The organism is Serratia sp. AXJ-M (genome assembly GCF_046531865.1).
GTDB lineage: Bacteria > Pseudomonadota > Gammaproteobacteria > Enterobacterales > Enterobacteriaceae > Serratia > Serratia liquefaciens.
This window is the reverse complement of sequence record NZ_CP059394.1, coordinates 1,631,850-1,644,530: the sequence shown is the minus strand read 5'-3', so window position 1 is coordinate 1,644,530 and position 12,681 is coordinate 1,631,850. Positions and strand designations below refer to the sequence as shown.

The 12,681-nt window shown below is 47.6% G+C and carries 10 protein-coding genes; 1 reads left to right on the top strand and 9 read right to left on the bottom strand.

Features of this window, described 5'->3' with window-relative positions; translation table 11 throughout:
* Positions 1-211: 211 nt before the first annotated feature.
* The 5 genes from galU (H0S68_RS07740) to H0S68_RS07720 all read right to left on the bottom strand — a co-directional run bounded on the left by galU (H0S68_RS07740) (position 212) and on the right by H0S68_RS07720 (position 5,491).
* The gene (gene galU, locus H0S68_RS07740; protein ID WP_142815615.1) at positions 212-1,105 is read right to left on the bottom strand and encodes a UTP--glucose-1-phosphate uridylyltransferase GalU; all 894 of its coding nucleotides are present in this window, start codon (positions 1,103-1,105) and stop codon (positions 212-214) included.
* A 46-nt stretch (positions 1,106-1,151) separates the two neighbouring features.
* Positions 1,152-2,051 (bottom strand): UTP--glucose-1-phosphate uridylyltransferase GalU, encoded by a 900-nt coding sequence (galU, locus tag H0S68_RS07735; protein ID WP_142815616.1) that lies wholly within the window; start codon positions 2,049-2,051, stop codon positions 1,152-1,154.
* A gap of 149 nt (positions 2,052-2,200) precedes the next feature.
* Entirely contained in the window at positions 2,201-3,010 is an 810-nt protein-coding gene (locus tag H0S68_RS07730; protein WP_185959337.1) for a glycosyltransferase family 25 protein, read from the bottom strand.
* A gap of 58 nt (positions 3,011-3,068) precedes the next feature.
* On the bottom strand, positions 3,069-4,010 hold the full coding sequence (locus tag H0S68_RS07725) for a polysaccharide pyruvyl transferase family protein (protein WP_185959338.1): 942 nt from the start codon (positions 4,008-4,010) through the stop codon (positions 3,069-3,071).
* A gap of 44 nt (positions 4,011-4,054) precedes the next feature.
* Positions 4,055-5,491: an oligosaccharide flippase family protein gene (locus H0S68_RS07720; protein ID WP_185959339.1), complete on the bottom strand. Its 1,437-nt coding sequence runs from the start codon at positions 5,489-5,491 to the stop codon at positions 4,055-4,057.
* Positions 5,492-6,237: 746 nt separating this feature from the next.
* Between H0S68_RS07720 and H0S68_RS07715 the strand changes: the two genes are divergently transcribed.
* The gene (locus H0S68_RS07715) at positions 6,238-7,824 is read left to right on the top strand and encodes a TerC family protein (RefSeq protein WP_198640149.1); all 1,587 of its coding nucleotides are present in this window, start codon (positions 6,238-6,240) and stop codon (positions 7,822-7,824) included.
* Between the two features lie 28 nt (positions 7,825-7,852).
* Here H0S68_RS07715 and dcuC read toward each other — a convergent pair whose 3' ends face one another.
* From dcuC to udk, 4 genes are all read right to left on the bottom strand, one after another.
* Complete coding sequence (dcuC, locus tag H0S68_RS07710; RefSeq protein ID WP_128864036.1) at positions 7,853-9,211, bottom strand: anaerobic C4-dicarboxylate transporter DcuC; 1,359 nt, start codon at positions 9,209-9,211, stop codon at positions 7,853-7,855.
* A 193-nt stretch (positions 9,212-9,404) separates the two neighbouring features.
* The gene (gene asmA, locus H0S68_RS07705; RefSeq protein WP_217330984.1) at positions 9,405-11,240 is read right to left on the bottom strand and encodes an outer membrane assembly protein AsmA; all 1,836 of its coding nucleotides are present in this window, start codon (positions 11,238-11,240) and stop codon (positions 9,405-9,407) included.
* A 44-nt stretch (positions 11,241-11,284) separates the two neighbouring features.
* The gene (gene dcd, locus H0S68_RS07700) at positions 11,285-11,866 is read right to left on the bottom strand and encodes a dCTP deaminase (protein ID WP_012006010.1); all 582 of its coding nucleotides are present in this window, start codon (positions 11,864-11,866) and stop codon (positions 11,285-11,287) included.
* Positions 11,867-11,991: 125 nt separating this feature from the next.
* Positions 11,992-12,633, bottom strand: coding sequence for a uridine kinase (gene udk, locus H0S68_RS07695; protein WP_020826003.1), 642 nt, complete (start codon positions 12,631-12,633; stop codon positions 11,992-11,994).
* Positions 12,634-12,681: the final 48 nt, after the last annotated feature.

The following is a 12,681-nucleotide window of genomic DNA, read 5'->3' as shown; positions in this document are numbered from 1 at the left end:
CACCACTGTGTAGCCCTGCCAATAGTTTGCTACTCTCCCTTGAGTACCATGATATTAAATTGCCTATCCAACTTAAAAGATAGTGAGGTTTAATCATCATTTAAACAAAGGAGTGTAATATCACTTATGTCTGGTGAGGTGCATCTCCAGTACTGCCGCATCAATTTGTCGCTTGCGCCACAAAACCGATGATATAACCTTAAACTCTCCCCTAGAAGGAGAGAGATTGTACCCATGCACGAAACGCTTCACCTTGCACAGGATGGCGCAAACCGTAGGTGACGAATGCCCGCAGGTACCCCATTTTTTCACCACAGTTAAAAGACTCGCCGACTAATCGCATTGCCTCAACGGGCTTTTGCTTCGCTAAAGTAGCAATAGCATCTGTTAACTGGATCCGACCCCATACGCCAGGAACCGTCCGCTCTAGAATTGGCCATATATCAGCAGACAGTACGTAACGCCCAACGGCAGAGTAATTGGACTTGAGTTGAATCCCCTTGTTCGGTTTTTCAATTATGGAGGTGATTTTAGATATATCTCCCTCAACCAAGTCCTGTTTCTCACATTCAACGACAGAATAATCATAAAGTACATTTGCAGCAACAGCCTGAACCAGTACCTGACTAAAGCCTGTCTCTTTGAAACGCGCGACCATATGAGGCAAATTATCACGCCTAAAATTAGCTTTGGCATCGTCCAACAAAACATCAGGAAGCAAAACGATGAACGGTGAATCACCTATCAGCGGTTTCGCACACAATACGGCATGCCCCAATCCTTTGGGTTGCCCCTGACGAATGTGCATCAAGGTAACGCCTTTGGGGCATATGGACTGAACCTCTTCCAACAATTGGCGCTTAACCCGGGCTTCGAGCATCGCTTCCAGTTCAAACGATGTATCAAAGTGGTTTTCAATGGCATTCTTGGACGAGTGGGTAACCAAGATGATTTCTTTAATTCCAGCAGCTACACACTCATTCACTACATACTGAATTAGTGGTTTATCGACAATAGGCAGCATTTCTTTAGGAATAGCTTTCGTCGCTGGTAGCATGCGCATCCCCAGCCCTGCAACTGGAATGACAGCTTTTAAGTTTGTCATATTACCCCTTAGCCCATATCAAGATTGCGATAATTGCATTCAAAACCTACTTGGCAGCAATTGTTTGCTGCAACCATTTGCTGAATTCTGCACCTTCGGAAGCATGTCTCAAGCCATACTGAACAAATGCCTTCATATAGCCAAGTTTGTCGCCACAGTCATGAGATTTACCACTCATATGGAAAGCCTCAACCACTTGCTGCTTCATCAGTAAAGCAATTGCGTCAGTCAATTGGATCTCATCCCCTGCTCCAGGAGGCGTCTGCTCCAGCAAGGGCCAAATATCAGCAGATAGTACATACCGCCCCACGACCGCCAAATTCGAAGGGGCCTCTTCGCGGGCGGGTTTCTCTACAACTTTCGTCATTGGTGCACTTTTTCCGGCTGAAAGTGCTACCCCGCCGCAGTCCACAATGCCATATTTTGAAACATCAGCAATAGGGACAGGCTCAACCATGATCTGACTGTGACCTGATTCGTCAAAGCGCTTGAGCATTTTTGCTAGGTTCTCTTTGCGGAGATCCGAAGTTGCATCATCAAGTAGCACATCCGGTAATAATACAACAAATGCGTCATCCCCCACCATTGGTTTAGCGCAAAGTACTGCATGACCTAATCCTTTAGCTTGTCCTTGTCTAACCTGCATAACGGTTACATCAGGAGGACAAATGGATTGTACTTCCTCTAATAATTGACGCTTCACGCGTGACTCAAGAACGGCCTCTAGCTCAAATGAAGTGTCAAAGTGATTTTCTATTGCATTTTTCGAAGAATGAGTAACCAAGACGATATCTTTAATTCCCGCAGCAACACACTCATTAACAATATATTGGATCAATGGCTTATCTACTACTGGCAACATTTCTTTAGGAATTGCTTTTGTCGCCGGCAGCATGCGAGTACCCAGTCCAGCCACAGGAATAACCGCCTTCAATTTATTACTCATAATTGACTCACTTATCTCTTTAATTAACATTTAATCGATATGAGGATAAAAATCACACTCAAAAAAAAATAGTTAAACTCATAATGACTCATCGACAATATTGTTTTCACTAGTTGCCATCGACTGTAGTGAGGCAATGAAAGACTCTATTATCGATAGCGAAAACCATATAGAAAAACTCGACATCTAATAAGAAGAGCCTTGACGAGATGAAGTTTAAAATAAGATTTAAGGAAAAATTTAATTTTTTTCTTGAATCCTTCACTATCGGGTTGCATAGGCTGTTTCAGCGCAATGGCCGCTAAACGCTCTTGCTCCAAGTGACTGCCTCCCAACTCTAATGGGTGGCCAACAAAATCTGCCAAGTACATACCTTCAATTAGACCTAAGCGATGAAAATATACCCACTCATCTGCAATATAATAGTCTTGTGCAAATAACCTTAGTAACTTTTCTGCCAACTCTTTACTCATCATGTAGCAACAAGTTCGAAAGAGATATCCTTCACTTTTAATTGCCCGCCGAAAAATGACACCGTTGCCTAAAACAATCTTGTTGCGTCGACTTAGCGCAACCTTAGGTTGATATGCGACACCTTCTTGCCCACCAAGTAGATACAATGCATTGGTGTCAAAGTTCTGGCTCAAAACCTGTTGGTTTAATGCGCGATAGAAAGTATTAAACCGCTCATCAATAATGGCATCATCTTCCAGAATAATACTCCATGCTTCATCACGCTGAACGATATCCTTATAAATCAGTTGATGACTCAATGAACAGCCAATTTCCCCATCAGTCGGCAATCGACCTTTGCGGCTATCGGTACCACTAAAATTAAGTTTAGCTCTCTCAGACTCTGAAACATCCTTACCCACTACAGCATCAATAAACTTAAAATCGATATCTAGTTTATCGAATGCAGCTTGCAGAACGCCTCTACGAGCCTCATCCTTTTTCATTGACACTACATAAATAGGTATCATTCTCACCCTTATTTTTCTCTATATCGAATCAATATCACTGTGATAATAGACGAGCATTTTTTATTGGGTAAGTCCACTCATTATAATATCCTTGATTTTTCCCATAAGAATTATCAACCAAAATATTATCGGTATCGACCAAACAAGATAAAATATGACCATGCATACGTGAAGTAATCACTTCCGAATAACCAGAAAATAATTTTGAATATTTATTTGTCATTCCCCACGTATTATAAACCCAGGCTTTAGCTACTAAATCCTTTAACGCTCCGGAGTTAGTCTTTATGCTCAAGCGCATTAACTTCGTCAGCACTTTACGAATAAAAATATCTTTCCCCGTCAGAACATCGATCCAATCCAACGTTTTTATTGATGAGTCTAAATTTAGCTTTTCCTGTTCGGGGCTAACTTCACAGTCTATGCGCAGAAAGTATAATTTTTCGTTTTTCTTATTTCCAGATCTTTCCAGCAAACCATACAAGTGATGAGCCATATCTGGCATCAGATAAACATTATCAGTGAATTTGTTAAAAACCTCAACACTTCGGGTGTCTCGAGAATAAATGACGACATTCTTGTTTTTTCTGAAGCATTTTGCAGATTCTTCTAATGCCTCATCGCTACTGAAAAATGCGGTTTGCGGCAAGATAATAATGCGATTATTTGGAAAATTAGCTACTACATCTTCTCGCATCGCCTGATGCAGGCGGTAAATATCACCAAAATTCCCACCACCATGACATAGAATAGTTGTTTTTGGCGTAATATGAGACGTCAACTCTGAAAGAGAGTAATCATGTGCATTACGCAATAACTTAAATGTAACATCACTTTCAGCAAAAAACTTAATTGCGCCCTGGTATATCAATAAGTCACCAACATTATGATGAAATGGGTAGTCTAGATAAATTACATCATTTTTATCCTCAATATACTCGAGAATCCCCTGCAATTTATCTTTAAGAGCAGTCATCGTATGATTCATATAGCACCAAAAATTAATTTTAAAATTAAAAATTATCTTATCGCAGTTGAAATTAGCTTCGATTTACTTAGTAAAAGGCAAATAATCGCATAACTAATCACACCTACCGTTATTTGTATTGCTGACATCATCAATGAACTATCGGTGTACTTTTCAACAATGAAGTTAGTCAATACGATGACACCGGCCATAATTAGACTAGAAACAAAAGGAACGATCACAGGTGATAGCTGTTCATATCCTGTCATTCCGAATATTTTATTCATCAGCCAAATACCAACTGGGATAGTGATTAACACTCTTGCTGCCGACCAAGCGCCTATCGTTTCTATCAAGGTCATGTCACGTGTAACAACTGCTGCAATCACTGTTGTTACAGCAGCAACTGCCGATAGATACAGAAATCGGCGTGATTCCCCGATCGCCTTCATCAGAGTACCTACGAAAGTTCGGCTGAACATAATGCCATTCATGACTGCAATTATTTGAATGACAGGAATTGCATCACGCCATTGCTCGCCCAAAACGATTGGCAACCAATATTCACAAGTCAAAGCTATACCGAAGAAAGCGGGCATTGAAACCAAATTAAAGATAAATGTCGCTTTTTTAAATGCCAACTTCAACTTATCAGAGTCATGTTGTACAGATGAGAACAATGGTAAAGCAATACGCCCAATCACCGTATTCAATATGGACAGTATCGCATCGGTCAACCGAGTTGCCATATTGAACAAGCCAAGCGCTGAAGTGCCATGAAAGTTAAAAATAAGCAAACTAAACACTCTAGACATAACACTCCAGAGTAAATTTTCAATCATGACAAATACCCCGAATGATGTTAGCTCTAAGAAATGAGCCTTACTGAAACGCCCCCATCCTGGCAAAAGATTTCTAGCTGCATAGAATACCAATACCGTTGCAATAATTACCTGAACCAAATTGGCAAATACTATGCTCCACAAACCAAAACCTTTTAACGCCATTGGCACAGCCACAGCAAAAAACATTAATCTCGAGAAAATCGTTCTCTTAGTAAATGCGCTCATTTCGAGATTACGTAATAACATTGCCGTAGGAAGCATAACAACAAGATTTAGGAAAACCCCGACACCTTCAAATATCAAAATGATAGGGATATTCTCATTCTGACTTGTTAAATGGAAGTATGCCGCAATACTCAAACAAACAAGGAAACCAACTATCGCGAGTCCTAGACTTCCCCAAAATGCAGAAAACAAATGTTCTTGCGTAAGCTCCTTCTTTTGAATTACGGCCTCTGTGAGGCCGAATCCCAATAGCATTAACACCAGTGCCGCAATAATCTGTGCGGTAGCAATCTGCCCATAGTCTTCAGGTATCAAGATCCGTGCCAAGAATATGATCGATATGACACTTAATAGTGAAGATGATAATGCCTCAAATGCCGACCATAATGCCGCTGATTTCACTTTATTATTAAGATTCAAATGTCCCGCCTCATAAATCCCCCGAAAATTCTACCCACCGCACATTCCGAGAGATTTTTATACCAAACCATATAAATACTGTTCAACTCAGCCCATACAAACCAGCTAGCACATTACTAATGATAATACAAGAACTTTTCACTCAAACAGACACGCTACCGCCCCTGGCTTTCAGCTACCAGTGCACTGTCATCGTTCTCTATGGGGTGATTGGGGGTTCCAATCTCACTTTGATGTAAATTAGGGGCCGTATTCGTTTGTTAAGCGATAGATAGATCACAGAAAAAACAAAATAAATACGCCCTTATAACCAAACGATGATACTTGTAAATGTTTATGTGGCTAAGATTCTTATACTATTACCTTATCGATACAAGCCTAAGATACCCGTTGGATGCCCTTTTCAGAATAAGACTACCCACTGGAGCAGACTGAACAAAGTGTAGCAGCCAGCCAAACCTATAACGGATTGATTTTTAAAATTTATACTAACGCTGATTTTATCATCAGGCGTCTGATGCCATGCTCCGGCCAGGGACTCTCTTTTCCGAAAACCACCTATTTCTCGCCACAGTTCATTCCGAATGCCCTTCAACGGGGTGATTTTTTATGCATTATTTTAGTGATTTCCGTCATGTTGCATCCTTAGCCTTCCAGGCCATGGTTTTAAAGTTGAATTTTCCCGGTGCAACACCCATCATTCACTGGCGGCATAAGCCGTCGAACTTACAGGTGAAATTGGGCGTATGGAATGGATCGCGGATCCAACAATTTGGGCCGGCCTGGCCACTCTGGTCGTGCTGGAAATCGTTCTGGGTATAGACAACCTTATCTTTATCGCCATTCTGGCGGAAAAATTACCTAAACATCAGAGAGATAAGGCTCGCGTCGTAGGCCTGTTACTGGCATTGCTGATGCGTTTGGCCCTGTTGGCCTCCATCTCATGGTTGGCTACGCTGACCCAACCGCTGTTTTTTGCCGCCGGACATCCGTTTAGCGGTCGCGACCTTATCATGCTGATTGGGGGGATCTTCCTGCTGTTCAAAGCCACGATGGAGCTTAACGAACGGCTGGAGGGTAAAGATGAAGAGCAACATGGCTCGCGCAAGGGTGCCCGTTTCTGGCCGGTGGTGGCGCAAATCGTGGTGTTGGATGCCGTATTCTCGCTCGACTCGGTGATCACTGCCGTCGGTATGGTTGATCACCTCGCCGTCATGATGATTGCGGTTTGTATCGCTATCGGCTTGATGTTGCTGGCCAGCAAGCCCTTAACACGCTTCGTCAACGCCCACCCGACAATCGTTATCCTGTGCCTGAGCTTCCTGCTGATGATCGGCTTTAGCCTGGTCGCCGAGGGCTTCGGCTACCATATTCCAAAAGGCTATTTGTACGCTGCAATTGGCTTCTCGGTGATGATCGAAGCGTTGAACCAGCTGTCGCAGTTCAATCGGCGCCGCTTTCTTTCCAAAGTGCGACCATTGCGCGAACGGACGGCAGAGGCCGTGCTGCGCATGCTGAGCGGCAAACATGAAGAAGCGGAAGTCGACAGCCACTCAGCCAACCTGCTGGCCGACAGCGACAGTGAGAGCGGCGAGATTTTCAATCAGCAAGAACGCCATATGATCGAACGCGTGTTGGGCATGGCCCAGCGTACGGTAAGCAGCATTATGACTTCCCGCCATGATGTGGAATACCTTGAGCTGAATGACCCACAGGAAAAGCTGACCCAACTGCTGGAAAAAAATCAGCATACACGCATCGTGGTGGTGGAAAACAGCGCCAGTGATGAACCGCTCGGCGTTATTCACACCATTGACGTGTTGAAACAACAGCTTACCCAGGCCCCGCTAGATTTACGCGCGCTGGTGCTGCAACCGCTGATCTTCCCCGAGCAGTTAACCCTGCTGAGCGCGCTGGAACAATTCCGTCAGGCGCAGACGCATTTTGCCTTTGTGGTCGATGAGTTCGGCTCGGTGGAAGGGATCGTCACGCTGACCGATGTGATGGAAACCATCGCCGGTAACCTGCCGGAAGCCGGTGAGGAAGTGGATGCCCGGCATGATATCCAGCAAAATGAGGATGGCAGTTGGACCGCCAACGGCTATATGCCACTGGAAGATTTGGTGTTGTATCTGCCGTTGCCGTTGGAAGAAAAGCGTGAGTATCACACGCTGGCCGGCCTGTTGATGGAGCACAGCCAGCGTATTCCTCAGGAAGGCGAGCAGTTGCGGATCGGTGACTACCTGTTCGAACCGCTGGAAGTCAGCAGCCACCGTATCTTGAAAGTGAAAATCACCCCGCTGTCGGTGCCCGAGCCGGACTACGAGGTGTAAAGCCTGGCCGGGTATGACCCGGCCCCTTTTATAAATGCTGGGGAACCAGCAGCTCCGTCGCCACAATCACCACGATTAACCCGACGATCACCGGCACCGAAGTGCGTTTTACCACCTCGAAAGGCGAGATCTTAGCCATGCCGGCCACCGCAACCACCACGCCAGATACCGGCGACAGGGTGCGCCCCAGATTTGAAGCCTGCAGCATCGGGATCACCAGATAAGCCGGATTAACCCCCATCTGCGCCGCCAACTTGGGAATGAGCTCAACGAAAGCATAGAAAGGTGCGTTCCCCGAACCGGTCGTCATGGCTGCCAGCATGGTAATCACCACCAGTACCAGCATCATGATAATGCCACCGGTACCGAACGACTGCGCCAGGCTGATCAGCCCACTGATAAATCCGACGGTGCTAAGCCCCTGTGCGAAAACGCCGGCTGCCACCAACAGCATCACGACGCTGGCAAAAGCATCCGCCATACCGCGATAAGCAACCTCCAATCCCGTGAACACCTGTTTGGCGCTAAAACTGCGCAGGAATTCGATTACCGCTGCCAGTAACATGCACCCGACCAACACGGTGATGATATGCAGTTCCGGCCCCCATTTACCGTCAAATACCAACACCCCGAGGATAGGGGTGAAAGGCAGCACGGCGTAGAACCCCGGTGCGTGAGTAGTGATTTCACTCACATCCATAATGTGATGCTGTTCGTTGCCCTTTTTGTCCAGATAGCGTTGCCAGAAGAAATGCGCGATGGCCATGCAGACAATGGCCGCAATGGAAATGGGCAAAGTGGTTTTAAAAGCAAAATCGACCAGCGGCATTTCCGCTGCCTTGGCGGCCAATACCACATCACCGGAGGTTGGCGCCAGGATAATCGCCGCAGGCGAAGCGCAGATAGCCGCCGCTGCACCGCGGCTGATGCCGACATTAACCATCAACGGGAATAGCGTTGCCATCAGCAATACGCCCAGGCCGGTAGCGGATGATACCGCCAGTGACATCAGGCAAGCGACAAAGTAGGCTGCCACCATTAAAAGATAAGGAGAGTTGATCATCTGCAATGGACGTGAGGCCAGCTTTACGACCACATCATTAGCACCAATGTGCGTCATATAAGCTGCAAAGCCACACAGCATCATAATCATCATGCCAAGATCGCCACCGCGACTCATCAGCAAGATTTTGACGTATTCGATGATGTCAGTCGCACGCCACCCGGTAGTGGCAGCACTGGCAGGCAACAGGCTTTTGCCCATCAGGGCGCTGATTGCCAACAGCAATAAGCCCCCCACCATCAACACTCCGGTAGCGGAGTAACCCTTGATGATGTAGCGGCCAACGCCCGCCGCGACGACCGCCCCAATCAGAAGCTCTATCATATTCCCTCAACTTATCATTATCGTTATTGACCATGCCAAAGCGTATAAATCGCCTTACTGCGCACACTCTGCACAAACTCAGTCAAATGCATCATGATGTTCGTCAATGTTACGGGAGGAAATTATTGGGGGGAGAAACACTTTACGGGGTTTATCAAAAATGCGGGCCGAGAACCGACCCGCATCGTTAAGATTAGAGTTTATCGAGCAGCTTTTTCAGATCCTGCCCTTCGCGTGAATCCTGGTTCTTTTCTGCCCATTTGTTCAGCGCGTCCTTCGCCCGGTCCTGCAGCGTTTTACGCAATATCTGATCGACCTGCAATTGGTAGTTAAGCTGGTTCCACGGGCCATAAACCCGCAGTGGGATCGGCGTTTTCTGCAGTTGTTGGATCAGATCGTCGCGTCCCTGCCAACCGCCGGTTACCCGGACATTAAGCGCCATATCGCACTGTTTGCCCGGCATATCCACGGTACCGCCGCCACTCAGGTTCAACAATGGGGAATCTGCGCCCAGCTCGGTAATTTTTACCGTGCCCCGGTTAAGGCTGGCCTTCGCCGACAGTTGTTTCACTTCGGTATAACGTTGATATTCGTCTTGCCCGCGTACGCTGCTGTCGTTACGCGCCACCGCTTGCTGAATCAACTGTTGAATATTCAGACCATGCAACTGCGCGTCCTGCATCGTCATCTGAGCCGTGCCCTGCCAGCGTCGTTCAAATGACTGTGAGGTAAAGCGATCGCCGGTTAAATCCCCCTGCATGCTGAATTTGCCGGTCAACACCTGTGGCATCTCGAACGCTTTCAAAACGGTGCCAAGTTCAACCTGTTTCACAACCGGCTGCACCGTGATGACCGGGCGGCTCCCCCGTGCGTCCAACGTCCCTGGCAACGCAAAATCACCGCCAGCCAACTGTCCAGAGAGCGAATGAGATGTCAACAACCCCTGCCGGTTATCCGCTTGCAGCACCAAATGGGCAATGTTCATGCCGCGATAAGTCAGTTGATCCACGCTTAAATTGAGTTGAGCATTAAAATCTCGCAGCACCTCAAGATTGTGCTGAGGATCGTCCATTTGGCTGGCTATGACCGGCGCTGAGGTCACAACCTGTGATAGCTGAGCTTGTGAACTGCTGGCTTGCCAACCGGTAAATGTATCCAAATTAAGCACAGTGGACGCCAGGTTAAGCGTGTAGGCCGGGATTTCACCGAACTTAATGTCGGCGTCACCGGTGAACGTGCTGTCATTTGCGCTAACGCTAAGCTGGCTTAGTGCGACTTGCTGTGGCGTTTGCTGATATACCACCTGAGCGCTGCCTTCGCCCTTAATACCGCCGGCCAGAATGTCAGCACCTTCCAGTTGATAACTGAACTGGCTCACATTGGCGGCAATGCGTCGTGGAAATTGCTGCAGATCGATATCCGCCGCCATACTGAAACTCAGATCGCGCTGATTGCGGTTCACCCGGCTGGAAAGTTCCATTTGCGCCTGGCGTTTGGCATTTTGCTGCAGGGTGAGGTTGATATCGCGAACGTTAATCTGCTCGTTGTTGGCACGCTGCCAGATCAGCAGACTGTCCACCACGCGAAGATTATCGATATCAAATTTCCACGGCGCCTCTGCCGACTCTTCGGAATGGCCCGCGGGGGCGATCGGTGCGTCAGGTTGGGTCTGCTCTTCACTGTCGGGCGTCAGGCGGATAACGGCGTTTTTCAACATCACCTGTTTCACAAACAGCTGATGCGATAACAACGGCAGCAGTTTGACATCCAGCCGCATGTTGTCGGCGCTCACCACCGGCGCAGTGGCTCCGGGGGCTGTCAGCGTCATGCGCCCTGCAAGGATACTGAGCTGTGGCCAGATGTGCCAGCGCAGCTCACCGTCCAACGTCAGATGATAACCGCTCTTTTGTTCGACCTTCGTGACCATATAGGCGCGAAAATCATTCGGATTAACCAACAGCACCAGCGCAGACATTCCCGCCACCAGCACCACCAGCAAAATCACCAAAGTCGTCAGTAATCTTCTCATGCCATCCTCTTGTCAACGCCCCACCGACAGTGCTTCCAGCGCTGTTAGTCCTTGTCGATTCGACTGGCTACCGCACCCTGCTGATCGCGGTATTTTGCATCCTGCCGGCTGTTGTAAGGACGTGCCGCCGGCCCAGAAAGCGGTTCAAAACTCAGCGCGCCAATCAGCATGCCCGGGCGTAATGCCAATGGCAGCTTACCTGAATTATAGAACTCCAGAACAATTCGGCCCTGCCAGCCTGGGTCGATACGGTGTGCGGTAACGTGCACCATTAAACCCAGGCGCGCCAGAGAAGAACGCCCGTCCAGCCACCCCACCAGATCGTTTGGCAGCGTTACCGACTCCAGCGTCACCGCAAGCGCCAGTTCGCCCGGATGCAGGAAGAAGGCTTCGCCTTCTGGCAGAACGATTTCATCACTCATCACGCGATCCAATGCGGCACTGACTTCGTCTTTCGGCCCACTGAGATCGATAAACGCGGCGGTGTGGCCGCGAAACACGCGGAACTGATTGCCTAAACGGACATCCACTGTGGCCCCGTTAATACGCTCAATCGGCGGACGCGGTGAAATCACCAGCTTTTCGCAATCCAGCCAGGCTTCTATATCACGGTCGCACAGTCTCATTTCTTTATCTCCATCAGGCGTGTCACTAAAACAAAAATTGCCACACAACGGGCGAAAGGTCTACGCCGCAGCGCAAATAGTTGCCCGCTGACCGGAAACACAGGTTTTCCGGCCATTGAACGGCATTATTCAAAGAATTGGCTGATTTTGGCTTTCAGAATATCGATCGCAATGCGGTTTTTGCCGCCACGAGGGACAATAATGTCGGCATATTGTTTGGAAGGTTCGATAAACTGCAGGAACATCGGACGAACGGTTTTCTGGTATTGCGCCATTACCGAATCCATTGAACGACCACGCTCATTCACGTCGCGCTTCATACGACGCATCAAGCAAATATCCAGCGGCGTATCGACAAAGATCGAGAAGTTCATTTCCTGACGTAAACGGATGTCCGTTAACAGCAGGATCCCTTCCAAAATAATCACCTTTTTCGGTTCCAGGTGAACAGTCTCTTTTTTGCGCGTGTGTTCGGTGTAGCTATACAAAGGTAACTCTATCGCCCTGCCCGATTTCAGCATTTGCAGATGCTGGAACAGCAGATTGTGATCCATGGCGCTCGGGTGGTCATAGTTTGTTTTGACCCGTTCTTCCATGGTCAGGTGTGTCTGGTCTTTGTAGTAACTGTCTTCAGGAATAACGCCGATATGTTCATCGCCAACCTGATCGCGAAGCTCACGATACAACGTACTGGCGATAAGGCTTTTTCCGGAGGCAGATGCGCCGGCGATACCAATAATGACGCACTGATGCGGCTTGTCAGTCATAAAATTAAAGACCTGATTTCGTAGTGTGAAGGGGGGGACTAAAACGCG

Coding starts and splice junctions, on each gene's coding strand:
- dcd (WP_012006010.1), bottom strand. CDS start 11,866: ATGAGACTGTGCGACCGTGATATAGAAGCCTGGCTGGATTGCGAAAAG.
- udk (WP_020826003.1), bottom strand. CDS start 12,633: ATGACTGACAAGCCGCATCAGTGCGTCATTATTGGTATCGCCGGCGCA.
- H0S68_RS07725 (WP_185959338.1), bottom strand. CDS start 4,010: ATGACTGCTCTTAAAGATAAATTGCAGGGGATTCTCGAGTATATTGAG.
- H0S68_RS07730 (WP_185959337.1), bottom strand. CDS start 3,010: ATGAAAAAGGATGAGGCTCGTAGAGGCGTTCTGCAAGCTGCATTCGAT.
- asmA (WP_217330984.1), bottom strand. CDS start 11,240: ATGAGAAGATTACTGACGACTTTGGTGATTTTGCTGGTGGTGCTGGTG.
- galU (WP_142815616.1), bottom strand. CDS start 2,051: ATGAGTAATAAATTGAAGGCGGTTATTCCTGTGGCTGGACTGGGTACT.
- H0S68_RS07715 (WP_198640149.1), top strand. CDS start 6,238: ATGGAATGGATCGCGGATCCAACAATTTGGGCCGGCCTGGCCACTCTG.
- galU (WP_142815615.1), bottom strand. CDS start 1,105: ATGACAAACTTAAAAGCTGTCATTCCAGTTGCAGGGCTGGGGATGCGC.
- dcuC (WP_128864036.1), bottom strand. CDS start 9,211: ATGATAGAGCTTCTGATTGGGGCGGTCGTCGCGGCGGGCGTTGGCCGC.